The sequence below is a fragment of the Methanomassiliicoccus luminyensis B10 genome (assembly GCF_000308215.1).
Classification (GTDB): domain Archaea; phylum Thermoplasmatota; class Thermoplasmata; order Methanomassiliicoccales; family Methanomassiliicoccaceae; genus Methanomassiliicoccus; species Methanomassiliicoccus luminyensis.
Genome location: NZ_CAJE01000012.1, coordinates 320,467 through 344,197 on the forward strand (window position 1 = coordinate 320,467; position 23,731 = coordinate 344,197).

Sequence of the window (23,731 nt, forward strand, 5' to 3'; positions counted from 1 at the left end):
TTTATCTTCGATCGTCCATGGATGTCTGGTCCGGCGTTCGGTTCAGACAGGACATTTTTTAAACGGTGATGCATATTAGCCGTTCGGGATGCACTTATGGTTGCTGACGTGAAAGTTCCAGCTCAAGATGCGGAGAAGGCCGAGGAGAAGCGCAGGGAGAACGTGTGGAGGGTCGCCCCCCGCATATGGGAGAGGTGCCTGACCTGCGAGGTGCGCAAGAAGTGCACCGAGGCCGGGGTGGTAAGGGGATCCAGGGCCTGCATCAATGCCCGCGCTTCCCTGATAAAGAGAGGCGGCGAGAAAGGGCCGTTCTAAGGCGACATTCAGGGCCATAATCAGGCTGCAGATAATGCGTCATTGGCTTCGCGTCCAGCGATAGCATTGAAGAGAACGGGCAGGGAAGGTCTTGTCTCCGGCCGCCCCGGGTCCGTCGCGATCACCGTTCCTGCTCGGAAGGCCCGACCGGCCCAGCGGTCTGCCTTGCGGAACGCTTCTTCCGCCTCCTCCATAGCAGGAAGAGCACCGCGGCGATGACGGCCACGGCCGCCACGGCGATCATGACGACATTCACCCAGTTCGGACCGTTGGCGATCTCGTAGGCCACAGTGGCCGGTCTGCCCGCGTAGGTCTCGCCGTGGACCTGCGAGTTGTCAATGATGACGTAGTACATGCCCGGGTCCAGCTTCACCTTCGCGTCCACCGAGGTGACGCCCATGAAGCTCCCTCCGTCCACGATATCATACGATCGCAGGGACTTGTTCAGCTTGGCATAGTTCTCCTCGTCCAGGACGAAGACGTCGACCTCGTGGTTGGCGGTGACGGAGATCGACATTTCCGTGGCGGACCTCACCTCGTAGCTCAGCAACAGATATTCTCCGGGCTGAATGGTCTGGGTCATTGCCGCGGCCGAGGCCGCCGGCGCGGCGAGCAGGCCGACCAGCAAAATGGCTAACGCTAGTCCAGTGAACGGTTGGGAGCCCCTCATCGTTTTCCCACGTTACATGATTTCATCAACAACATGATGAAACCAAGCATTTCCCTGCGATGGGGAAAAGAGGTCCCGGCTCACTCTTCCAGCGTGGAGAGGTCGCCCAGCGGCTGCCCCAGCTCCTTCGCTTTCAGGACCCGCCTCATGATCTTGCCCGATCGGGTCTTCGGAAGCTTCTCGACGAACTCGATCTCCCGCGGATACGCGTAATACGCCAGGCGGGTCTTCACGAAGCGCGTTATCTCTTCCTTGAGCTTCTCTGACGGCGCATAGCCGGGCCTCAAGGAGACGAACGCCTTGACGATCTCGCCCCTCAGCTCGTCGGGCTTGCCGATGACGCCAGCCTCCGCTACTGCTGGATGCTCGATCAGAGCGGACTCCACCTCGAACGGTCCCAGCCTCTCCCCGGAGGTCTTGATGACGTCATCCGCCCGACCAAGGAACCAAAGGAAGCCGTCCTCGTCCTTGTAGGCCTGGTCCCCGGTGATGTACCAGCCCGGGATCCTGAAGTACTCCTTGTAGGTGGAGGCGTTCCTCCAGATGCCGATCATCATGGACGGCCAGCCGGGGCGGAGCGCCAGGAACCCCTCTCCATACGGCGGGACCTCCGCCCCGTTCTCGTCCACCACGGCGGCAATGAGCCCATGGATGGGCTTGCCCATGGAGCCGGGCTTGATGATGTTGCAGGGATAGTTGACGATGCAGGGGGCGCCCGTTTCGGTCTGCCACCAGTTGTCGTGGACCCTCTTCCCCATGGTCCTCATGGCCCAGCGGATGACCTCCGCGTTGAGCGGCTCTCCGGCGGAGCAGATGTGGCGAAGCTTGCTGAGGTCGAACTCCTTGACGACATCGTCACCGGCCCTCATGAGCATCCTCAGGGCGGTGGGTGCGGTGTACCACACGCTGACCTTAAATTTCTCCAGGAGGTAGTACCATGCCCGGGCATCGAAACGGCCCTCGTACGATATGATGGACGTCCCCAGGAACCAGGGGGCGAATATGCCGGCAGAGGTTCCGGTGACCCAGCCGGGGTCGGCGGTGCACCAGTAGGTATCTTCCTCTCTGAGATCGAGGACATACTTGGCTGCGGCCATCTGCTGCACCATGGCCCGGTGGCCGAGCATGATGCCCTTCGGTTTTCCGGTCGAGCCGGAAGTGTAGTGGATTATGTAGGGGTCGGTGGGCTTCATGGGGACCGCCTTGAACCCATGGTCCCCCATGGCCAACAGCTCGCGGAAGCTGATGATGTCCTTCCCGAGCCCTCGCAGGCTGCTGATCTCCTCGTCGTTCCCTACCACCACGATCTTCTGCAGATCTACAAGTTCATGCAGCACCGGCTCGATGCGCTTCAGCAGGTAGGGTGAGGTGAAGATGATATTGCAGCCACTGTCCAGGGCGCGGTCCTTGATCGCTTCCGGGCCCAGGGCGGAGAACAGCGGTCCGGCGATGCCGCCCATCTTAATGATGCCTAGGATGGAAGCGTACACCTCGAAGCCCCGGTCCAGGTACACGAAGATCCGGTCGCCCTTCTGCGCGCCCAGCTTGACCAGGCCGTCGGCGATCTTGCTGGACACCCCTGACATCTCGTCGAAGGTGTACTTCTCCACCCGGGAGTCGGCCTTCACGGCGTACAGGGCGATCTTGTTCTTGCGCCAGCTGTGGGAGTGGCGGTCGACGGCCTCGGCGGCGATGTTGTAGACTCCGCCGTGGTACCACTCGAAGTCCTCGTGAATGGATGCCCAGTTGAACTCCTTCGACAGCTGCTCGTAGTCTTGCAGGTTCCCTGTGCCCCTGGGAGGCAATACATCATCCAATCCAACATCACCTAGACTGGCGACCTAAAAACATAGTGGGATATAAAGTCCACGACCAGTGGAACAACGCGGCCAGATCGATGGACAGAGGGGCGTGGCGGCAGAACGGATGTCCCCTGCATCGCATGACCTCGCCTCGACGTTCCGCTGTCGCGATGAGGTCGACGGCAAATTGCAACATCGCGGGATAGGGCGCCGGTGAGAACGCTCGGAAGGCGCTCCGGCCGGCAATCCCTCACCGTTCATATGATGGGGCCCACTTATCGAGCGGACAAACGGCATCAATGCCCCGTTGCGCTCGTTCATGCGATATCATGAATGTCGGTACCAAGTACATCGAAGTAGAGCCGGGGGTGTATAACTACGTGCAGGACTGGGGTGAGGGGCGGCCGCTCCTGCTCATCCACGGGTGGCCGCTGAGCCACCGCATGTTCGACGCGCAGTCCGCGGAGCTGCCCAAGAGGGGGATCAGGGTGATCACGTACGACCTGCGAGGGTTCGGACGATCAAGCAAGACCTGGAACGGTCTGGACTACGACACCTGGGCCAATGATGTGGACAAGATCATAGAGGCCCTGGACCTGAGCGACGTCACCCTGGCCGGGTTCTCCATGGGAGGGGCGATCGCCATGCACTACGTAGCGACCAAGCGCGACTGGAAGGTGTCGAAGCTGGCCTTGTGCGCTGCTGCCGGACCCAGCTTCATCGCCAGGGATGGCTTTCCCCAAGGGGTGCCGAAGGAGGTCGCCCAGGGCATCATTGACATGGAAAAGAGCGATCCGGCCAGGTCAAAGCGGGAGTTCGGGAAGAGCTTCTTCTCCACGCCGGTCAGTGAGGAGATCGCCAGATGGTATGACAGCATCGGCATGGAGGCGCCCCCGCGTTCCACCATCAGGGGGATGGAGGAGCTGCGGGACCGGGACCTGAGAGGGGAGATGAAGAACATAGGCATCCCCACGCGCATCTTCCACGGCATCAACGACAAGATAGTGCCGTTCGCTCTGGGGGAGTGGCAGAGGGACAACATCGAAGGGTCCGTGCTGGTCAAGTTCGACAAAGGAGGCCACGCTTTTGCCTATGAGGAGATGGACAAGTTCAACGACGAGATGGAGCGGTTCGTCAAGGAAGAGGCGAAGGGCAGGGTGGAGGTGGCCGCCCGGGCCAGAGGATGAGGCCGTTCGGCCGTCCCCGGCCCGTCCGACAACAGCGGGGATCGAAGTGCCCTCGCCCAGCGGCCGCCCGCTGATCCTGCGGCACACTGGACTATCCTGCGGAACGGGGCCTATAATACTTTACTTTCGGCTAGATATTCGACCGTTATGCATGATATCTTCGAGCCGTTCTCTGAAGACTCGAAGGTTGAATATATAATGAACCGCGTTATGGTACCTTGGGGAACCATGGTAAAGGTCTGCTTAAGTTGTGAGCTGGAGGTAGAGAATGGAACGGAGAAGTGCCCTGTCTGCGGCGGGGAGCTGCGGAAGAGGACCGTTGGCGACGCGATCGTCAACCTGTTCGAAGCGTCGGAAAAGAAGGACGAGTCGACCTGACTCCGGCCATGCCCTGGCTGGGCGGCCTGCGGCCGACAGTACGGCCGTTCGCTGAGCAATTTCAATAATTTTAAATAATCAAAGGAGAATGTGCTAATTGTATTCGCTGACGTTCCCAGGACATAGCCATTGGGGACACGGGTGCTGAACCCTTGTGTCGCCTGGGAACCTCAGTCTATATCTCAGGCACTTTTGGAAGGCTTTTTAAATCCATACTTGCTCAAGAGCCATGTTGCAGCCTCCACAGACAGCTACGGTCCTCATCGACAACGGGTACCTGGTGAAGATCCTGGAGTACGAGTTCCACAATGCCCGGCTGGACTACGCGGCGTTCTCGGACTGCGTGTGCCGTATGAACTCGTGCGTGCGCAGGAACACTATATTCTTCGATGCCGCGCCGGTGCAGTTCAGGGACTCCAGCTCCCGGGAGAGGAAGAAGTATGCCAACAAGCAGCGGTTCTTCGCCGAGCTGGCCAAGCTGCCGGATTTCGAGGTCAAGCTGGGAAAGCTTGTCCCCTATTATGACTGGGTCACCGGGGAGTCGAAGATGAGGCAGAAGGGCGTGGACGTGCAGATCGCGGTCGACATGGTGGCGATCTCGTGGGACCCCGCCCGGAAGGTGGACAAGATCATCCTTATTGCCGGGGACGGGGACTTCGAGCCCGCCGTCAAGTACGTCCGTACCCTGGGGAGGGAGGTGGTGCTGTATCACTCCGCGCGAAGGAACAAAGATGGGTCGAAGAAGGTCGCCGACGCGCTTAGGGCCGCTTGTGACGAATGCTATCCGCTGGACCAGGGCTTTATGACGGAGTGCTTCTACGACGGAAGGAAAGTTGCGGGAACGTAAACCGAATCCGTTTCAATCATGATCAGCAATTTGCATATTGGATCGGATTCTGAGACCCGGGCCCGATATGTTGTCCAAAGAATTGATCACGAATATCCATTTGCCACCTCTCCAGAGGATCCTCATCTTTTCAGATAACGGTCTTGGAATCCATAGGAATCATGTCATCTCAGTATAGCTGGTTTATCGTGAATAGTATGGTCTTGTGATGCCTGTCCATCGACCTGCTTTTTCACATAATTTAATCTCGTTTCGTTAATAGGGAATAATTCTGCAAGTTCCTGTAAGCCATAAATAGGTAGGATAGAATTAATTGGATCTATAGCAAGGGCCCTGGATTTTTAATGAGCGTCCCCTGCTGGAACCCGTTAAAGGGAGCGAGTTCCGCTCACAACGGGATCGGTGGGTCATTCATCCTCGGGTGGAGGCGGTATGTCCTTTATCATTCCCCGCTCCTGCATGCGGCCGAGGAAGTCCTCTCGGTAGGCTACGTGGTCAAGGTAGTACCGTACGGAGGAGAGGATGAACTCGGATCGAGACATGTAACCCTTTTTGTTCACCCAAAGGTCTATTTCCGCGACCAATGCGGGAGGCATTCGTACGTTCACTATCTTGGAATCTTCTTGGTTTCCGGATTTCCGGGGCATTCGATCGTTGTAATACACTTGTGTTGTATATTAAAGTCCTCCGTGCCCAAAAACTAAAGGAAAGAATAATATATCTACAATTGTATTACACAAGTAATACAAGAAACCATCTCCATCCGAAATAGGGACGACCACAATGAGCCAAACGGAACGTATTGCGTGGCTTTTCGCGGCCTTGACCTCTAGAACGGCGTTCAAGGTAGCTCCTAGCCCCCCATTGAACCGTATTGCCGGAAATCGTCGTTCTCTTTGATCTCTCCGGCAAGATTCACATCTAACTCGTCAGGCGGGAACGCCCATCCGATGAGATAGCGGTCCAGCCAGATAGGAGGAAAACAAATGGGAAACCAAGAGGAAATATTGGAAGGACTGAAGAACAGCGTGATAGACTACGACCAAGATAAGGCCAAGGTCTACGCTATCCGAGCCGTAAATGACGGCATGGACGCACAGAAAGCCATCACCGACGGGCTGAGTGCGGGGATGAGTGAAGTGGGACAGCGGTACGAAAAACAAGATATGTACCTGCCGGAAGTAATGGCTGCATCACAAGCCATGTATGCGGCGCTAAATATCCTGATGCCTCACCTGAGTGCCAAGGATGACACTAAGGTAATGAAGAAGGTAGTCATTGGCACCGTGGAGGGTGATGTGCATTCGATCGGTAAAACGATCGTAGGTACACTCCTTAAGGTGCATGGCTATGATGTCCAGGACCTCGGAGCGGATGTCCCCATAAATACGTTCATCGAGACCGCGGAGAAGAGCCAAGCAGATGTGATCGCCATGAGCACGCTCATGACCACTACGATGGCGGGCATGGAAGATGCCATGAAGTCCCTCAAGGCCAAGGGGATCCGGGACAAATTCAAGGTGGCCGTCGGCGGAGCTCCGGTGAACGAGGAATTCTGCCGGCTCATTGGCGCGGACTTCACCGCCACCAACGCGGAGAAGGCGGTCGAAGAGGCCAACAGAGTGTTCGGAGGCGAGTAGGATGTGGACCGAGACCATGACCCCGTTCGAGCGTCTGATGTCCCTTCACCAGACGGGATGGGCGGACCGGCCGGGGGTAGGTGCATTTGCTATGGGCATGATACCCAAGCTTACCCCGGGACTAACTATTGGGGAGTGTTACGAGGACCCTGTCAAATTCGCCAAGGCCTACCTGCCGATACAGCAGCTGTTCGGTTTTGACACTGGTCCTCTCTTCGGGCACGCCTGCTCCGGAGCGGCCGAGTTCGGCGGGACGATATCATATCCGGCCCCAGACTCACGATCGCAGTCTCCCATGATAAGGAGCCACCCCCTTAACACGCCAGAGAAGGTCGATGCCATGGAGGTTCCCGATCCGGCCACCGCGGGGGAGGTCGAGAAGACCTGTCAGGGCGCGAGGTATGTGCTCAAGAACTTCCCTGATGGATATAAAAGTCCCTCCATCGTCACCGGCACGCCTTTCACATGGGCCGGCAACGCCGTCGGAGTGGAAACTATGCTCCTGTGGATGATCAAGCAGCCGGATCTCGTGCACAAGGTGCTCAAGGGGGTGACGGAGTTTCTCATCGAGCAGGCCAAGTACATCGTGAAGACGGTTGGCCCGATCATGCTGTTCGATGGCGGGCCTAGCGATGCAAACGATCTCATCAGCCCCAAGCAGTTCGAGACCTTCGCCTTGCCCTACCTCATAAAGGTCAGGGAGGGAGCGCTGAAGGCAGGCATCCCCGGCTTCCTGGCGCACCCCTGCGGGAACCAGGTCAAGAACGTGGAGATGTGGGCCCGGGTGCCGGGATCGTTCGGCATCAACTTCGACTACCGCACTCCGCTGGAAACTTGCGTGAAGGTGTTTGGCCCCACCACCATGGTGATCGGGAACATCGAGCCGGCCAAGTTCCAGTACAGCAACTACGGCTGGATCTACCAGAAGACCATGGAGAGCCTGCGCACCGCGTACAACGCCCCTCATGGATATATGGTCGGTCCTGGCTGCGAGATACCCACGGACACGCCTCCGCTGCACCTTGCCGCGATGATCCAGGCAACCAGGAAGTTCGCTCAGAGCAAGGAGTGGCAGGAGATCCGTCCCAAGTAAGGGCCGCTAGCGGACTTTAGAGGACATGACAGAGGTGTTACTATAGCTGAAGCTAACAAAGAAAATCTGGTAAGGATAGTGGACTCGTCAGCGAGCCCGGACGCGCTCGGCTCGATGCTGCTGGGTTGGGTGACCATCCTTCTGGCCTTGTCGGCCTTGAACGTATACCCGGTAGGGGGAATGGTCCTGGCGACCATATTCTTCTCCGGTTTCGGGTTCATGTTGGTGGCCTATATCGGGTACAAGCGGGGCGAACCCTTCACCTTGTTCGCTTTCGGAGCAATAGCGGTGTTCGTATGGTCCTTCTCAGGGTTCCATATCTTGCCAGCAATGGGCCTGACAGCGGCCACCACAGCAAACGAGGTGGCCGCATTCATGATAGTCTTCGCGTTATTCATTGCCGTCCTGGCCGTGATCACCATGAAGATGCCATGCCGCCTGCTGACGATCACGATCTTCTCGGCGGCGATATTGTTCCTCATGGTCGGCATCCAGGCGGCAACGGGTGATGCGAACCTGTTGACCATGTTTGGGCTTTGGGGCATGTTCGTCGGCATTCTGGCCCTGTACCTTGGAAGCGCGATCACGTTGAACACGGTCTACGGGAGAATGGTCGTCCCCCTGATGATGAAATGCGAGGTGATCAGAAAGGAAGCCTGAAACGTAACGAAGACAGGGGCCTTTCACTGACATTTGGGCCCCTGTCATTTTTTCCTAAGAGCATGGTTCACGAGTACACATCGGCGTTGGAAATAGGCTCCTTGTGTGCAACATCTGTGAAATACAGTAATATATGGCACAGGGAGCTAGATGACCGTAGGCGCATTGGTGGGGTTGACGCGATAGATGCAAGGTGAGCCTCGGAGGTGATCAGAGTGTTCCGAGAGAAAATGACACCGAAAGAGCGGATCAACTCGCTCCATGAGACCGGCCGGGCCGACCGGCCGGGGATATCTGTCCTGGCGATGGGACTGGTCCCCAGGATGACTGGGGTCTTGACCATCGGGGAGTGCTACGAGGATCCCATCAAGTACGCCCGCGCGTTCCTGAGGGTCCAGGAACTTTTCGGGTTCGACAGCGGGCCTGTGTTCGGACACCCCGCCTGTGGAGCTGCGGAGTTCGGGGGCAAGCTCCTGTATCCTCGGGCCAATTCCAAGATGCAGTCGCCTGTGATTGCCAAGCATCCTTTGACCAAGCTCGAGGACATCGATCGTTTGGAGGTCCCCGACCCTGCCAAGGCAGGAGAGATACCCAGATTGGTGGCCGGCGCGAAATATGTTCTGGACAACTATCCCGATGGATATCGGAACCCCATGCTGGTCTCCGGCGACCCCTTCACCTGGGCAGGGAACATCATTGGCATGGACACCATGCTTATGTGGATCGAGCAAGACCCCGCGCTGGTGGCCAAGGCGCTTGACATCGTAGCAGAGTTCGAGATCGAAGTGGTAAAATACGCACTGCGAGAGCTCGGGGAGGTTACTTTCTTTGACGGAGCCGTATGCTGTTCGAACGACCTTATTAACGCAAAGCGGTTCAAACAGTTGGCCCTTCCCCCGCTGGTGAAATACAGAGTGGAGAGCATAAAGGCAGGAGCTGAACGGTTCGTATCTCATCCCTGCGGGGACCAGAGCAAGAACATTGACTTCTGGGGCCAGGTACCGGGGACGTATACCATCAACTTCGATTTCCGTACACCACTGGAACTATGCGTCAGCAAGCTCGATAAGGAAATGACTATAGCCGGAAACATTGAGTGCATGCACTTCCTAATCGGCGACTACGACTGGATCTACAGGAAGTCTTACGACAAGCTCAAGTTCGCCGCCACTAGATGCCGGAGAGGATATCTCGTCGGTCCGGGGTGCGAGATACCTCCGAACAGCTCTCCCGTCAACATCCACGCGTTGGTGTCCGCCGCGAGAGACTACGCCGCCAACGATCCCGATTGGAAAGCGATGGGAGCACGCTGAGCCTCGCAAGTAATTTTATCTTGGACAGAGCGACTCGGCCATTCATCTCGAGCGGTGGCATGATGAGCAACGGGATTGGAAAGGAAGGGAGCACCGCATCCATCAGTATGAGAAGGTGGAATGGTCGGCCGGAGAGGTCGATTACTCCGAGTTCGCTTTCCATAATGCTCTGGGAAAGAACGATGCTACGGTAAATGTGCTGGGGACAATGTCCTCAAAAGCATCGCTAGGGATATCGCCGACATCATCAACAAGAGCGCCAGGGAGAGCACTCGGGCCGACATGCGCCGCCTGGTCAAGCGCATCCTGCGGAAATACAACAACTCCCCAGATAAGCATGAGAAGGCCGTCACCATTGTGATGGAACAAGCGGAATTTTTGTATCTCGGCATGGCTTAATCAATGCTTATAAATACCAGCACGCCTACCATGGTCGGGGATTGGATGCATCTGTTCTCACAGATCAATTACTTTCTCACTGAGTGAACAATCATGACAACTTTCGAAGAACTTCATATCTCACAGAAGATCATCAGCGCAATGAGCGACATGGGCTGGACCGAGCCAACCCCGGTGCAGATAGCATCGATACCGGTGGGTCTCGACGGCGGCGACATGTTCGCCCAGGCCCAGACCGGCACCGGCAAGACCGGCGCGTTCGGCACCATCATACTGGAAAGGACCAAGCCCGGGATGAAAAAACCATCCACGCTGGTCCTGGTGCCGACGCGCGAGCTCGCTAACCAGGTCTCCGAGGAGCTCGGAAAGCTCGCCAAGTACACCGGCCATACCTGCGTTCCCATCTATGGCGGCGTGGGCTTCACCCCTCAGATCGACAAACTCCGCCACGGTGTGGACATAGTGGTGGCGTGCCCGGGACGGGCCAAGGATCTCATCGACCGCAAGGACCTGGACCTCTCCAAGGTCAGCGTGGTCGTTCTGGACGAGGCCGACCGCATGCTGGACATGGGCTTCGCCAGGGACCTCCATTATATCCTGGCAAGAGTGCCGAACAAGCGCCAGTCCCTGATGTTCTCCGCCACCATGTCCGAGGACATAAGGGACCTGGCCATGGACCAGATGGTAGATCCTCAGGAGCTCCTGGTCTCCAAGGACGAGCCGGTGCTGGACCTCACCGCGCAGCAGTACATCGTGGTCGGCAACGACCTCAAGCGCGACGCCCTGTGCACCATCCTGGACACCAACTCGGCCAAGAGCATCGTGTTCTGTAACGCCAAGCACAGAGCGGACCGGCTCATGAAGAAGTTGCTGGCCTGCGGGTACTCGGCGGGAGCGATCCATGGCAACGTGGCTCAGAACAAGAGGGAGAGGATCCTCAAGAGCTTCAAGGACGGCTCCCTCAGGATCCTGGTCGCCACCGACGTGGCGGCGCGGGGGCTGGACATCGACAACGTCGACCTGGTGGTCAACTTCGACGTGCCGGCCGACGCCGACACCTACGTCCACCGCATCGGCAGGACCGGTAGGGCGGGAATGAAGGGAACGGCGGTGACGATCTTCACTCCGGAGGAGAAGAGCATGCTCAAGGCCATCGAGAACCGGACCGGAAAGCCCATCGAGCAGATCGAGCTGGAGATCGTGCGCCGGCCCGAGCTTGAGCCGAAGCCACGCGCCCCCGGCGATCGCCGCAGCGGTGCCGGAAGGGGGCCGCGCGCGTCCAACCGGGATACTCCTCCCAAAAAGCACTCTCACCGCCCCCCGCAGAACGCGCAAGGTCCCAAGAACGACGGCAAGCGGCACCTCAAGCCCCGCGCCGCCGGGGGCAACCGCCCCCGCCAGGACTCTAGGCCCTCCGGTGCGAGAACGCGCTGATATGAAGGGTCTTCGCACTCTATTCTTTGATGAGCATGCAAACGCTCAACTAAAGAGATAGCTTCTAGTCTGATCGATATGCCCGAGACCACCTCCACGTTCGAAGGCGAGCGCGTCGCCAAAGTGCTTGCGAGAGCGGGCGTATGCTCGCGTCGCGACGCCGAGAAGCTCATTGCCGACGGCCGCGTCGCCGTGGACGGCGAAGTGCTGACCTCCCCGGCAGTGAACGTCACCAGAAAGAGCGTCATCACGGTCGACGGGGAGCCGGTGAAGGCGGCCGAGGAGACCCGGGTGTGGCGCTATCACAAGCCTCCCGGAGCCGTCACCACGTCCAGGGACCCTCAGGGGCGCCCGACCATCTACGACCGGTTGCCCCCGGAGATCGGCCGCGTGGTGAGCGTGGGCCGCCTGGACATCAACAGCGAGGGGCTGCTCCTCCTGACCAACGACGGCGAGCTGGCCCGCCATCTCGAGCTCCCGCAGAACGCCTGGCAGCGCCGCTACCGGGTGAGGGTCCTGGGCGACGTCGACAGCCGGAAGCTGGCCTCGGTGGCCAAAGGCGTGGAGATCGACGGGGTGCGGTATGAAGGCGCCAAGATCGTGCTGGAGAGAGGGGACGAGGGCGCCCATCACTGGGTCTCGGTCACTCTCCGCGAGGGCAAGAACCGCGAGGTCCGCAACATCATGGCCCACCTGGGCCTGCAGATATCGCGCCTGGTCCGCGTGGAGTACGGGCCGTTCAAGATAGGCAGGCTGCCGCGCGGCGGCCTTGATGAGGTGCCGCAGGACGTCCTCCGGAAGTCGCTGGGGCAGTTCTACAGCGAGAAGAGAGGAAAGGAGAGATCGTCCCGGCCGAGCGGCGGAAAAGGGGTCCGCGAGAAGCGGTACCGTTGAGTAACTCTTTAACGGTCAGGTTTACAAAGAGCATTTCGTGAGCGAGAGGCCTTCGTCCAATGATGCGGCATGGACCGCGGAGCGTGATGATGATTCCGCCGCCAGGGAGAGGCTGGTCAGTTCATTCTTCTCGGGGACCGGCAAGAGCTATGACCGGGTCGTCAATATCTTCACTCTCGGGCTCGACAGGCATTGGAAGACCGAGATCGTCAAGCTGGTCCCGGGTCCGGGAAAGATCCTTGACCTTGCCTGCGGCACCGGCATACTCACGGAGCGCCTGGCAAGAAGGTTCCCCGCCGCGGAGATTATGGGGGTCGACATCACCCCTGACTACCTCGCGGAGTACGATAAGCGCATCGATAGGAAGCCCTGGATACGGGCCCGCTCCGCCCTCGGGAACGCCGAGACAGTGGCCCTGGACGGCGAGTTCGACGCGGCGATCTCCTCGTATCTGGCAAAATATGTCGATCCCGACGCGCTCCTCGACAACATCGGCCCCCGCCTGAGGAAGGGCGGAATGTTCATCGCTCACGATTTCATCCTGCCGACGAAGCCAGTGTATCTGGCAGGATGGAACGCATACACGCGCGCGATGAACCGGGTCGGCCCTGCCTTGTTCATCGGTTTCCGGACCGTGTTCGACGATGGATTGACAAGCCTGATCCGCAGAACGGATTGGTTCGACGCCTTCGCGAAGGCCCTCGAGAGACATGATTATGCGGATATCCATGCCCGGCGGCTCAGCTTCGAGACCGCGGGGATCATCTGGGCAACCAAGACCTGACCTCTGATCAGATCGAGATCGGGACCGCTGATCGGCTCCATTGGTCCTCGGAGGCTGCCTTGGCCTCCATCATCGGGGGCACACGGTCAGATTCGCCAGGGACTCCGCCTCAATGTAGACGCGCTTCGTTTCCGGGTACGCCGCGCGCAGGTCGGTCTCGATGCGGCGGATGGATGCGTGCATCTCCTGGTCGGTGGCACCGTCGGCGAAGCAGACCCCCATGTTGATCAGGAGGTCGTGGGGACCAAGGTACATCGTGAGGATGTCCCCGGCCCGCCGCACCGTCGGGTCCGACTCCACTCTCCGCCGGATGTCCGCCAGCTCGTCCGGGTTCACGCCCTCTCCTACCAACAGCCCCTTGGTACGCGAAGCGAGGAACCAGGCTACGCTCATGAGCAGCAGACCGATGGCGATGGACGCTACCCCATCAAGGTACGGGTTGTTGAAGAGGTGGCCCAGGAAGATGCCCAGGAACGCGAACACCAGGCCGAGCATGGCCGCGCTGTCCTCGAACACCACCGCGTAGAGGCTGGGGTCCTTGGAGCGCCGGATGAACTCCCCCGCGCGCATCTTCCCTTTGGCCTTCATGAACTGCCTGACGGCGATGGTGAACGACGCTCCTTCCACTACCAGCGCGATGGCGAGCACTATGTATGCTGCGGTGGGGTCGCCCAGGACGGTATGCTCACCTACTGAGGTGACATGGGTGATGCCCTCATAGAGGGACATGCCGCCGCCGATGCCGAAGATGGAGATGGCCACGATATTTGTCCAGAAGTACAGCGATTTGCCGTGGCCGAAGGGGTGCTCCTCGTCAGCAGGCTTATCGGCGTCCTTCAGCCCCAGCAGCAGGAGGCCGCCGTTGCCGGTGTCCACGACCGAGTGTATGCCCTCGGAGATCATGGCCGATGAGCCGGTGAACGCCGCCGCGATGAACTTTATGATCGCTATGATGAGGTTGCTCGCGATGGCCGCTACCACCGCTATCTTTGACTCGCCGTGTTCCGCCGTACGAAGCCTCCGAGGATGAGGCAGTGGATGGCCGCGCAAGTACTTAATCCCAAACTCAGACCTTGTCCTTCATGATCTTGAGGAAATCGCTGTTCTCGGCCTTGTAGACCACCAGGCCCCTCTTCTTCAGAACATGAAGGATATTTGTTTATCGGCCCCGCATCGATACCGAACCCCCTGGACCACCGTCGGAGGGCGGGGGCTCAATTGATCGTCTTGAACCGCTGGTGCACCCAATCAAAGAACACTGGGTCGGACATCCTGTAGTATCCGGTGCGAGGCCTCTCCAGGACCCCGCAGTTCAGCAGCAGCTTCAGGGTCTTAGAGATGTTCACAATGGGCTTCCTGACCTCCCGGGCGATCTCGCTCGGCTTCTCCATGCCGAGGGACAGGGCGATCAGTATCTCCCTCTCCAGCGGGGAAAAGGAGCTGAAATACGTTTCGAACTCGCCGTCCAGGCCGATGAGCATGTCCTCGTACACCTTGTTGACGTCCGCCTCGGTGAGCGAACCGCCGGGACCCACGGAAAGATAGAGCTCCAACCCCAGACGCTGGACGTAATCGGGGAACCCCTCCGACAGCGTCACGATCCTGGACGACACTGCGTTGCTGGCCTTGATGCCCACCGAGCCGAGCCGCTTCTCCAGGAAGGAATGGACGACCTCTTCCCGGAGCTTCCCGATCGGTACTTCGACAAGCTGACGGTAGAAGGGTGAGCGGGTGTCATAGACCAGCTCGTGCATTATGGTGGTGGCCGAACCGGCGAATATGTAGCAGACCCTGCTCTGGGACTGTATGACCGTGCGCATCCTTTTCAGCGTTCCCTCTCCCCACCGGATGATGTCCTGGAACTCGTCGAACATTATGAGGAAATAAACTTCCTTCTCGCCAGCCAGCGTTTCAGCGAATCGCAGCGCGTCCTCCAGGAGGGCGACCTCGTCGACATCCTTCTCCCTCAGCTTGACGGTGAAGTCCCGGAGCGAGACCTCGCTCACTCTTTCGGAGGCCGCTTTGGCCGCCTCATCCACGATGATCTTGAACCTGCGGAGATAGGCTTTGTCTCCCGTCTTCTTTACATAGCTATCAATGACGCTGTCGATGAGGATCCTAGCAAGCCGCGGTTTCGAGGCGATACCGTAGCAGTTCACGATTACCGGGATGATCTTCTTGTTCGAGTCCAAATGTTCGGAGATCTGGTATAGCACCGATGTTTTGCCTGTTCGTCTCAACCCAGCGATGACGGAATTGCTGGCAGCTCCGTTCTGCACCCCCTCGACCAAGATCAATAGTCGCTTTATCTCGTCCTCCCGGTCCACGAAATAATCGCCTGTCGCTGGCCGGCCAACAATGAACGGAGGGGGCATGGTCTCGGCTTCGGTATAGGGATTTATGCCTATATAGGATTTACTGCCTATGTAGTCGCGTGTCCGCAGTTCGGATAGTTACTATCGACGGTACTTCTGAAGTGACTTGCCGACAAATATCTCTAGAGGCTAGATACTTATTATTATGAAATAAAGGTGGACAGAGCGGGATTTGAACCCGCGGCCTCGACATTGCGAATGTCGCGATCTTCCAGCTGATCTATCTGCCCAATGCTGGGGGAGTGTAATGCCAGGACAGATATAATCTTTTGTGGTCGGAAGGCCACTCGTCCATGTAGCATACGCCCAGATGAGTTGGTGAGGCATTGCGAAGGCGTTGACACTCCCACACATCAATCTGTAGGATTCTAAGATTAGCATCGTTCATTCCGTTGCTTACTGAGGGGTATCAATGCGCCCTTTGCATGCATCCCTGTCTGCATGCAATCGACCATTACCTTCTCCCAGAGGAGGACGCAGCGCGATGTTGAATGACGCGTTCACGTCAGCGTGGTCAACGTGCCCGCAATGGGGACACGAGAAATCCTTGCCGTTCCTGTTACCTATCCTGCCACAGCGTGAGCACTGTTGGCTGGTGTAAGCAGGGTCAACGTAGGCGACCGGTACCCCGCGCAGCTTGGCTTTATGTTCTATCATCATTTGTATCTGATAGAACGACCAACTGTGCAGCGAGGCCCTGGTCGATTTGGATGTGCGTGCGGTCGTTCGTATGTCGCTCAGCCGTTCCATTTTTATACCGCACCCTTGCTGAGCTGCATTGTTCACAATTTCTCTTGAGATTTTGTGGTTCAAATCCTTGGATATCCTATTCTCCTTATTCCTTATCTTCTCCTTGGCTACTTTAGGGTAGCCTTCGTTGTTGAGGTTATTCCGCATCTTGGAGTACTTCTTGTGGATGTGCGGCACTTCCTTGCCGTACTTCTGGACCTTACCCGTGGATGGGTTAGCTACAACGGCGACGTGTCCGGTTGAGTTTAGATCGATACCGACCCACTGCTCGACCTCGCATATCGGCAGCTCGTTGACCGTAACCATAACGTGCGCGTATTCTTTGTCCAGTTCTATATGGTTTACCTTCTCGAACAATGGCAGATGGCTTATGTCAAGGCGGAGCTTGAGGCATGGTATGTACAGTTCTCGATGGTCCACGCTCACCCTTGCGTCCCTGCCATAGAGGGACAGCAGCACGTTGTCTCCTTGAGCCTGTAGTTGCGAGAGTACTTCCTGAGCACTTGACCAGATATCGCTGAGGGCAGGCCAATGTCCTTGACGTCCTTAGATGTCCCGTAACCAACGCGGAGAGCATACTCCGCCACTTGCCTGGCCTTGGCCAACTCGACGCTGAGGTCCCTGTTGTGCTTTACGTTGTACGTCAAGAGCATGAGCTCACATCCTCGACCGGACCCAGCGCATAAAAGAGACCGAAGCGCGCCAGTGGCAAGAAGATCATCTGCTCAGAAAGTTCGGTCCGCTACCGGACCTCGATCTGAGGGAGGATACCTCTGGCCGTGCTTGGCTCTTCCTGTTTCTCGCACTGCCTACCTCCCCTCTGTTCCCATTGCTCGATAAAGCAGGGCATATAAAATGGATTATGGAAGGTTGGGCGAAAATACAATGGCCGCTGAGAGCGTCCAGCACCGAGATGGAAACCCGAAGACGTCGAACGTTCACAACCCCGGAGATCGCCATGCCGGCCTCGATGACGGGCGGCACCTCCAAAGAGGGACAATCCTCACTCGATATTCCTCTTGTACAGCCAGTCCGCGGCGATCTGGAACACCAGGGTGAACGCTGCCAGCGCCGCCACGTCGATGAGCGGGTCGATGTTGGAGCGGCCGGTGAAGGCGCTCTGGATGAGGTCGTTCCCGTACGTCAGCGGGGAGAGGTAGGCGATCCACCGCGCGGCCTCCGGCAGCTCGGCGATGGACACGAACACCCCGGAGATGAATATCAGGGGGAAGCGCACCAGGTTCAATATGGACATGATGTCGCCGGGGCTCTCGGTGGGATACGCCGCGGACAGCGTGCCCATGGTGGCGAAGCAGAACGATGTGAGCAGCGCCCCCACCAGCAGCGGAAGGGCACTGACGATGGTGCCGTCCAGCAGGAGCATTCCCGCCACCAGCGGGACCAGGGCGATGCCCAGCGCGTACAGGAAGCCGCTGAGGCTCTCCCCCAGCACCACCGCGTTCAGTGAGATGGGCGCCGACACCAGGCGGTCGAAGGTCCGCATCCTTCTCTCGATGGGAATGGACACCGGCTCGATGGAGGATGCGGAGAACAGGAGGGTGATGGAGATGAGCCCGGGGATTATGATCTCCGCCCCCAGGGGGCGGCCGACCGCGAACGCCAGGAACATGAACAGGGGGAACAGCAGACCGGACACGATGATGCTCGGGCGGAGATAATAGATCAGCACGTCCTTCTTGCAGATGGCCCACGCCGCCGTAAGCTCGTTGCGCAGCCTCGCCGCCCCGAGACCATCAGTCAATGGCCTTCACCCCTCGGGCCTGGGGCTCCAGCCCGGTCAGCTTGATGAAGACGTCCTCCAGGCTGGGCCCGTAGGTGTTCAGGCTGATGACGGGGTTATCGTGCTGTCTGGCATACTCGGCCAGGTCGGCGATCGCGCACGGCGGGTCCTCGGTGATGAGGCGGAACTTGTCGCCCTCCTTGCGCACCTCATGAACGCAGGGGATGGCCATGAGGTGCCCCTCCAACTCCGGCACGTTCCTCTGAAAAGCGACCTCCACCGACTGCACGCTCTGTATGGCGCCCTTCAGCCTCTCGGGCGAATCGATGGCCGCGATCTTGCCGTGGTTGATGATGGCCACGCGGTCGCAGGTGAGGTTGGCCTCCTCGATATTGTGCGTGGTCAGGAAGATGGTCACGCCCCGGGAGTTGAGGTCGCGTATCATGTCCCGGATGATCAGGTTGCTCTGCACGTCCAGTCCCGAGGTCGGCTCGTCCAGGAACAGGAGCCGCGGCTCGTTGATCAGCCCCATGGCGATGGTCAGTCGCCTCTTCATGCCCTTGGAGAAGCCGCGGGCTTTGCTGTCCTTGCGGTCCCACAGCCCCATGGTATGGAGCAGCTCCCTCCCCCTTCGCTCCCGGGACGACCTTCCCACGGAGTACAGCTCGGCGGCGAACATTAGGTTCTGCCAGGCGGTCATGTCGTCGTAGATGTTCGAGGTCTCCGGGACGATGCCCATCATCCTCTTGGCGGCCACCGTCTCCTTGGCGATGTCCTTCCCGAATATCTCCGCTCTCCCGCCGGTGGGAGGGACGATGCCGGTGAGGACCCTGATGGTGGTGGTCTTGCCGGCCCCGTTCGGCCCCAGGAACCCAAAGGTCTCCCCATCGTTCACCTCGAAGCTGATGCCCCCCAGGGCCTGGAAATCGCCGAACCTCTTGTACAGGTCCTTAACATCGATGGCATACAAGGCAAAGCACCGGCCTCGGGGAGAAGCCTATTGACTCAATAGGCACCGGGCCATGATATCTTTTTTGCCGAAAAGGAATAAAAGAGGGAAGGGGGGCGGAGCCTGCCGGGCCGAGACGCTCAGGCCACCTTCTTGCCTAGGGCCCTCTCCGCCGCCTTCACGACCTGGTCCACCATCTGCGGGGCGCTCCCCACATAGTTGTCGGGGTCCATGGCGGCGTCCAGCTCCTGAGGGGAGAGCAGGCTCATGACCTCCTTGCTCTCCCGCAGCGCCTGCTTCAGGCCCTTGCCCTCCGCCTCCGCCCGGATCGCAATCTGGCGCACCAGCTCGTGCGACTCCTGTCTTCCCAGACCTTTTCCGGCCAGGGACAGGAGCGCCGACTCGGCCATGATGAACCCGTTGGCGGAGTCGATGTTTCGGCGCATGTTCTTCTCATAGACATTGAGGTGGGCGAACACGTCGATCATCTTGTACAGGATGTCGTCGGTGAGCACCGCTACGTGCGTCAGGATGAACCTCTCCGCCGAGGAGTTGGTCAGGTCCCTCTCGTGCCACAGCACCATGGACTCCATCTGCGGGGCGATGTACGAGCGCACCACCCTCGCCAGGCCGCATACGTTCTCCGACAGCATGGGGTTCTTCTTCTGAGCCATTGTGGAAGAGCCGACCTGCTTCTTCACGTCGAACGCTTCGGACACTTCGCCGATCTCCGACCTCTGGAGGTTCCTGACCTCGGTGGCGTACCTCTCGCACGAGGTGGCTATGAGCCCGAGCACGAACACCAGTTCGGAATAGCGGTCCCTGCACACTATCTGGGTGGCCGCATCCTCGATCCCGAGGCCGAGGTCCTTCATGACCGCCTCCTGGACCTTGAAGAACTTCTCGCCGAAACCTGCCCCCGTGCCGATGGCCCCGGACATCTTGCCCACGCAGGCGCGGGCCTTCAGCTCCCTGACCCTGTCGCGGTGGCGCAGCATCTCCGACACGTACCCGGCGATCTTGAACCCGAACGTCGTGGGAATGGCGAACTGCCCGTGGGTGCGGCCGATCTCCACGGTGGAACGGTGCTTCTTGGCCAGCTGTGCAAGTGTAAGGATGAGCTTGTCCAGGTCGGCCTCGATTATGTCCAGGGCGTGCTTGAACTCCAGCCCGGTGGCGGTATCTACGATGTCGTTGGACGTAGCCCCCAGATGCACGTACCTGCCGGCGTCGCCCTCGCACTGCTCCGATAGCGCCCTTACGATGGCCATGACATCGTGCTTGGTCTCCGCCTCGATCTCCTTGACCCGGTCCAGCGTCACGATCTCGGGGACAGCCTTCCTGGTGATCTCATCGGCCGCGGTCCGGGGAATGTTCCCCACGGACGCTTGGGCCCTGGCCAACGCTGCCTCTACCAGTAATTGGGCGTTCAGGCGGCTCTCCTCGGAGAATACCGCCTTCATCTCTTCCCTTCCGTATCGATAGTCTAATGGGCAGATGAGCATGACGTCACCCATCGAGGATAAAAACGGGCTGATTTAAAAGTATGGTCGCCCCCGCCCATTTTATCGGCGCCACGGACCCAGCGCAAAAAGTTTATAGGGATATGGTTAATATTGAAAGCTGTCTAATTTAAGTATAGGTGCAGCGCATGGTATCTATCCCCGCGGCGGAGAAGCAGAAAGGCAACATCCCCAAGGTCATCCTGGAGTTCCTTAGGTCCTCGGGCGGCCATTCCATGATGATAAAAGGGGACGCCGGCACTGGCAAGACCACCCTGGCCCTCCAGATAATCGAGGAAACGTCCGAAGAGATGCCGGATTATTACCTCTCCACCCGCGTCTCCGACGAGGCGCTGTTCCGCCAGTTCCCCTGGGTGAGAGAGCGGACCAAGAGGGACGACATCCTGAAGGCGGGAAAGACGTTCCTGAAGAGGGCCAAGGATGTGCCCGAGGCCCCCGAGTCCGCGGCGCGCCAGCAGGTCACCCTGCAAGCGGCCAAGGACCTCCTCCGCGCGCTGAACACTCACGACAACAAGCTTATGGTGGTGCGGTCGGAGCTGCAAAAGCTGGAAGGCCAGGTGGAGGCGGGAGAGGTCGGGGCCGAAGAGGAGGGCGGGTTCTTTGGCGATGTCACCGACGAGGAGATCACCTTGGACCTGGGGGTGATGCTCCCGGAGCTGGAGGTCGCTTACGATCTGGCCGAAGCGAACCTCCCCAACAAGACCCTCATGGTGGTCGACTCCATCGACGCGCTGTCCGAGAGATATGGCATAAGCCAGTCCAGGATCATCAACACGCTCCAGAAGGACCTCGCGGAGAACTCCGGCACCAACATCCTATACACGCTGGAGCGCTCGGGCAAGACGGATCTCGATTATCTCGGCGACGGGGTTATTCAGATGCTGTCGGAGGACCGCAGCGGACGGCGGATGCGCCAGCTGGTGATAGAGAAGCTACGCGGCCAGTCGGTCGAACAGTGGAAATACTATTTCACTTTGTACGGCGGCAGGCTGAACGCCTTCGAGCCCACCTGGGTCCGGATACCGGAGAAGATGGGCAAGCACGCCCCGGTGAACGATCCCTCGATGCGGACGGTGTCGTCCGGCAACAAGTACCTCGACGAGTACGTCGGCGGCTTCCCCAAGGGATCATTGATCCTGTGGGAGTTTGAACTGGACGTGCACCAGGACGTGGTGCGGTGCCTTGAGCTGGGCGTCATGGCCGACTTCCTGGCCAAGGGCCGCGGGGTGGTGTGGCTACCCATGTACGCCACGGACTACTCGCTGGTCAACTCCCAGATGGGACACTTGGTGGGCGGCAGCCTGGGGACCAACTTCCGCATCCTGGACCCCGAGAAGGAGCAGGAGGTCAGCTATCCGTTCATCACCGCCATAGAGGGCGAGGACGCCGGCCAGGACCTGCGCATGTCCAGCATCAACTACATGCTGGCCGAATCCCAGGCCCCCCGTCTGAGCATCCTCGGCTACGACGTCATGGAGGGGCTGTACGGCCAGGACGTGTTCAAGAGGACCCTCCAGCACATCGACGGGATGAGGAGGGCGGGCCACGTGGTCATCGCCATCGCTTCCTCGACCTCCAGCTCCCTCGCCTCCCTGAGGGAGCAGGCCAAGATCCACCTGAGGTTCGAGAACATGGGCGGATGCGTGATGATGGTAGGCATGAAGCCTCATACCCCATACTACTACCTCGACTTCGAGGGCCAGGAGGGTAAGCTCCCCTCGGCGAAGCTGGTGCCCATGATCTGAGGCATCTTGAACAAAGAGGGCGCCGCCCGAAGGACGGACGAATAGCCAGCATAATTAATCCGGCATTACTAAAAAATTATTCTTATAGATAATACTAATATTGTCGATTCTGATAGTTATGAGGCAAGTTCTTTAACGGGTACGTCGATTCAACCCCAATGGACAGGACCATCTCTCGCGATGAGGAGATCTCAAGACTTATTGCCGACGAGTACGCTGGCAAGATCCTCACCGCGACGTTCAAGAACCCGATGTCGGTGCAGCAGGTCAGCCGCGCGTGCGCCATACCTATCGCTGTCGCCTACCGAAGGGTGGCCAAGATGGAAGAGCTGGGCTTGATCAAGTGCGTCGGGTACGAGGAGGTCTATCGAGGAAAGAAGGTCTCCTACTATCAGTGCGCGGTCAACGTCGCCAAGGTGACGTTCTCCAGCGGAAAGTTCAACGTGGATATCGAATACATCCCTGATTCTGAGATGTCCCGGGTCGGAGAGGGCATCGCCGCTTCCGGCGACCACGCTTGAACCTCGCTCGGGCCGAACTGTTTGGCTGTGTCCTACTATTTATAGAAGCGCCCGAAATCATTATTAATCAAAATCGTTTTTTCAGGCCAGAATCAGGGATGGGCATCCGGACCTGATGCGGATATCTCCTGCCAGCAGCAGAGAAGCATTTATGTCCGGTCCAGAACCATTTCTAGATTAAAATGGGGAGATAGTCATAGACGTACTGCGCGTATCCCAGCTACTGACCGATGAATATGCGGTCAAGATCTTAGTGGCCACGGTACGCCAGCCCCGTTCGGCGCAGGACATCGCCAACAAGTTCGGGATCCCCATCGCGGCCACGTACCGCCGCATCAAGGACCTCGAGGCCGCCGGCCTGCTGGTATGCCATGAAAGGCGGCTGTCCCAGCAGGGGAAGCGCGTCTCCTACTACATCTCCATGCTCAAGAACGCCTACGTGTTCTTCGAGGACGGGCATCTCAGGGTGAAGTTCCAGCTCAAGACCGGGGGCGCTGACCGCTTCGGCACCGACTGGCACGAGGTGCAGCTCGAGCCGTCCAAGGACGAGTCCCCAGGTGGCAATGAGAACGAGCTTGACGAGGAAGCCGAGGACAACCAGAAAAAGTAATCCTGGCTAGTTCAAAATGATATCGTTGTCCAATCGTAAATAATATAAACAAGTGTCAGTATGTCCTTTTTTGCCAAGCCATTTTATCGCTTGCTATTGAG

24 protein-coding genes, 1 tRNA gene and 1 pseudogene are annotated in these 23,731 nt (G+C 58.7%); 15 read left to right on the plus strand and 11 right to left on the minus strand.

Going from position 1 to position 23,731, the window contains the following annotated elements; all coding sequences use genetic code 11:
- The first annotated feature begins 96 nt into the window (after positions 1 to 96).
- The gene (locus WYS_RS04540; protein WP_019176984.1) at positions 97 to 315 is read left to right on the plus strand and encodes a hypothetical protein; all 219 of its coding nucleotides are present in this window, start codon (positions 97 to 99) and stop codon (positions 313 to 315) included.
- A 121-nt stretch (positions 316 to 436) separates the two neighbouring features.
- Here WYS_RS04540 and WYS_RS04545 read toward each other — a convergent pair whose 3' ends face one another.
- Both WYS_RS04545 and acsA read right to left on the minus strand, forming a co-directional pair.
- Positions 437 to 985, minus strand: coding sequence for a hypothetical protein (locus WYS_RS04545; protein ID WP_147654427.1), 549 nt, complete (start codon positions 983 to 985; stop codon positions 437 to 439).
- 80 nt (positions 986 to 1,065) lie between these two features.
- On the minus strand, positions 1,066 to 2,802 hold the full coding sequence (gene acsA / locus WYS_RS04550) for an acetate--CoA ligase (protein ID WP_049796245.1): 1,737 nt from the start codon (positions 2,800 to 2,802) through the stop codon (positions 1,066 to 1,068).
- Between the two features lie 314 nt (positions 2,803 to 3,116).
- Between acsA and WYS_RS14385 the strand changes: the two genes are divergently transcribed.
- The 3 genes from WYS_RS14385 (at position 3,117) to WYS_RS14390 (ending at position 5,199) form a co-directional block, all read left to right on the plus strand.
- Positions 3,117 to 3,974, plus strand: coding sequence for an alpha/beta fold hydrolase (locus WYS_RS14385; RefSeq protein ID WP_019176987.1), 858 nt, complete (start codon positions 3,117 to 3,119; stop codon positions 3,972 to 3,974).
- A gap of 228 nt (positions 3,975 to 4,202) precedes the next feature.
- The gene (locus WYS_RS15925; protein ID WP_155897730.1) at positions 4,203 to 4,352 is read left to right on the plus strand and encodes a hypothetical protein; all 150 of its coding nucleotides are present in this window, start codon (positions 4,203 to 4,205) and stop codon (positions 4,350 to 4,352) included.
- A gap of 229 nt (positions 4,353 to 4,581) precedes the next feature.
- On the plus strand, positions 4,582 to 5,199 hold the full coding sequence (locus WYS_RS14390) for an NYN domain-containing protein (RefSeq protein ID WP_019176989.1): 618 nt from the start codon (positions 4,582 to 4,584) through the stop codon (positions 5,197 to 5,199).
- Between the two features lie 407 nt (positions 5,200 to 5,606).
- On the opposite strand, the gene WYS_RS04570 is transcribed toward WYS_RS14390, so the two are convergent.
- The gene (locus WYS_RS04570) at positions 5,607 to 5,846 is read right to left on the minus strand and encodes a ribbon-helix-helix domain-containing protein (protein ID WP_019176990.1); all 240 of its coding nucleotides are present in this window, start codon (positions 5,844 to 5,846) and stop codon (positions 5,607 to 5,609) included.
- 339 nt (positions 5,847 to 6,185) lie between these two features.
- Here WYS_RS04570 and WYS_RS04575 point away from each other — a divergent pair, with 339 nt between their 5' ends.
- The 8 genes and pseudogenes from WYS_RS04575 to WYS_RS14405 all read left to right on the plus strand — a co-directional run bounded on the left by WYS_RS04575 (position 6,186) and on the right by WYS_RS14405 (position 13,416).
- Entirely contained in the window at positions 6,186 to 6,839 is a 654-nt protein-coding gene (locus WYS_RS04575; RefSeq protein ID WP_019176991.1) for a cobalamin B12-binding domain-containing protein, read from the plus strand.
- A 1-nt stretch (position 6,840) separates the two neighbouring features.
- Positions 6,841 to 7,932, plus strand: a complete 1,092-nt coding sequence (locus WYS_RS04580) for a uroporphyrinogen decarboxylase family protein (protein ID WP_081579828.1) — start codon at positions 6,841 to 6,843, stop codon at positions 7,930 to 7,932.
- Between the two features lie 78 nt (positions 7,933 to 8,010).
- On the plus strand, positions 8,011 to 8,592 hold the full coding sequence (locus WYS_RS04585) for an acetate uptake transporter (protein WP_019176993.1): 582 nt from the start codon (positions 8,011 to 8,013) through the stop codon (positions 8,590 to 8,592).
- Between the two features lie 215 nt (positions 8,593 to 8,807).
- Positions 8,808 to 9,905 carry a uroporphyrinogen decarboxylase family protein gene (locus tag WYS_RS04590; RefSeq protein ID WP_026068804.1) on the plus strand — a complete coding sequence of 366 codons (1,098 nt, stop codon included), beginning with the start codon at positions 8,808 to 8,810 and terminating at the stop codon, positions 9,903 to 9,905.
- A gap of 207 nt (positions 9,906 to 10,112) precedes the next feature.
- Positions 10,113 to 10,304, plus strand: a pseudogene (locus tag WYS_RS16615) (type I restriction enzyme endonuclease domain-containing protein); the annotation flags it as partial.
- A 141-nt stretch (positions 10,305 to 10,445) separates the two neighbouring features.
- Positions 10,446 to 11,738 (plus strand): DEAD/DEAH box helicase, encoded by a 1,293-nt coding sequence (locus tag WYS_RS14395; RefSeq protein WP_019176996.1) that lies wholly within the window; start codon positions 10,446 to 10,448, stop codon positions 11,736 to 11,738.
- Positions 11,739 to 11,816: 78 nt separating this feature from the next.
- Positions 11,817 to 12,632: a pseudouridine synthase gene (locus WYS_RS14400; RefSeq protein WP_019176997.1), complete on the plus strand. Its 816-nt coding sequence runs from the start codon at positions 11,817 to 11,819 to the stop codon at positions 12,630 to 12,632.
- Positions 12,633 to 12,669: 37 nt separating this feature from the next.
- Positions 12,670 to 13,416: a class I SAM-dependent methyltransferase gene (locus tag WYS_RS14405; protein ID WP_019176998.1), complete on the plus strand. Its 747-nt coding sequence runs from the start codon at positions 12,670 to 12,672 to the stop codon at positions 13,414 to 13,416.
- 69 nt (positions 13,417 to 13,485) lie between these two features.
- On the opposite strand, the gene WYS_RS04615 is transcribed toward WYS_RS14405, so the two are convergent.
- From WYS_RS04615 to purB, 8 genes are all read right to left on the minus strand, one after another.
- Positions 13,486 to 14,397: a cation diffusion facilitator family transporter gene (locus tag WYS_RS04615; RefSeq protein ID WP_019176999.1), complete on the minus strand. Its 912-nt coding sequence runs from the start codon at positions 14,395 to 14,397 to the stop codon at positions 13,486 to 13,488.
- A gap of 233 nt (positions 14,398 to 14,630) precedes the next feature.
- Positions 14,631 to 15,743, minus strand: coding sequence for an AAA family ATPase (locus WYS_RS04620; protein ID WP_162137696.1), 1,113 nt, complete (start codon positions 15,741 to 15,743; stop codon positions 14,631 to 14,633).
- Between the two features lie 205 nt (positions 15,744 to 15,948).
- Positions 15,949 to 16,021, minus strand: a tRNA-Ala gene (locus WYS_RS04625).
- Between the two features lie 166 nt (positions 16,022 to 16,187).
- Positions 16,188 to 16,898, minus strand: coding sequence for an RNA-guided endonuclease InsQ/TnpB family protein (locus WYS_RS04630; protein WP_238540772.1), 711 nt, complete (start codon positions 16,896 to 16,898; stop codon positions 16,188 to 16,190).
- A gap of 65 nt (positions 16,899 to 16,963) precedes the next feature.
- Entirely contained in the window at positions 16,964 to 17,194 is a 231-nt protein-coding gene (locus WYS_RS16350; RefSeq protein ID WP_201798846.1) for a hypothetical protein, read from the minus strand.
- A 350-nt stretch (positions 17,195 to 17,544) separates the two neighbouring features.
- Positions 17,545 to 18,303 (minus strand): ABC transporter permease, encoded by a 759-nt coding sequence (locus WYS_RS04635; protein ID WP_019177001.1) that lies wholly within the window; start codon positions 18,301 to 18,303, stop codon positions 17,545 to 17,547.
- Positions 18,296 to 19,252 carry a daunorubicin resistance protein DrrA family ABC transporter ATP-binding protein gene (locus WYS_RS04640; RefSeq protein ID WP_019177002.1) on the minus strand — a complete coding sequence of 319 codons (957 nt, stop codon included), beginning with the start codon at positions 19,250 to 19,252 and terminating at the stop codon, positions 18,296 to 18,298. The genes WYS_RS04635 and WYS_RS04640 overlap by 8 nt, the downstream gene beginning before the upstream one ends.
- Before the next feature lie 119 nt (positions 19,253 to 19,371).
- Entirely contained in the window at positions 19,372 to 20,748 is a 1,377-nt protein-coding gene (gene purB, locus WYS_RS04645; RefSeq protein WP_019177003.1) for an adenylosuccinate lyase, read from the minus strand.
- Positions 20,749 to 20,882: 134 nt separating this feature from the next.
- On the opposite strand from purB, the gene WYS_RS04650 reads away from it, so the two are divergent.
- The 3 genes from WYS_RS04650 to WYS_RS14415 all read left to right on the plus strand — a co-directional run bounded on the left by WYS_RS04650 (position 20,883) and on the right by WYS_RS14415 (position 23,630).
- Entirely contained in the window at positions 20,883 to 22,499 is a 1,617-nt protein-coding gene (locus WYS_RS04650) for an RAD55 family ATPase (RefSeq protein ID WP_019177004.1), read from the plus strand.
- Positions 22,500 to 22,657: 158 nt separating this feature from the next.
- A complete protein-coding gene (locus WYS_RS14410; protein ID WP_019177005.1) occupies positions 22,658 to 23,020 on the plus strand; it encodes an ArsR/SmtB family transcription factor in 363 nt (120 codons plus the stop codon).
- 223 nt (positions 23,021 to 23,243) lie between these two features.
- Positions 23,244 to 23,630: a winged helix-turn-helix domain-containing protein gene (locus WYS_RS14415; protein ID WP_336603350.1), complete on the plus strand. Its 387-nt coding sequence runs from the start codon at positions 23,244 to 23,246 to the stop codon at positions 23,628 to 23,630.
- Positions 23,631 to 23,731 lie beyond the last annotated feature (101 nt).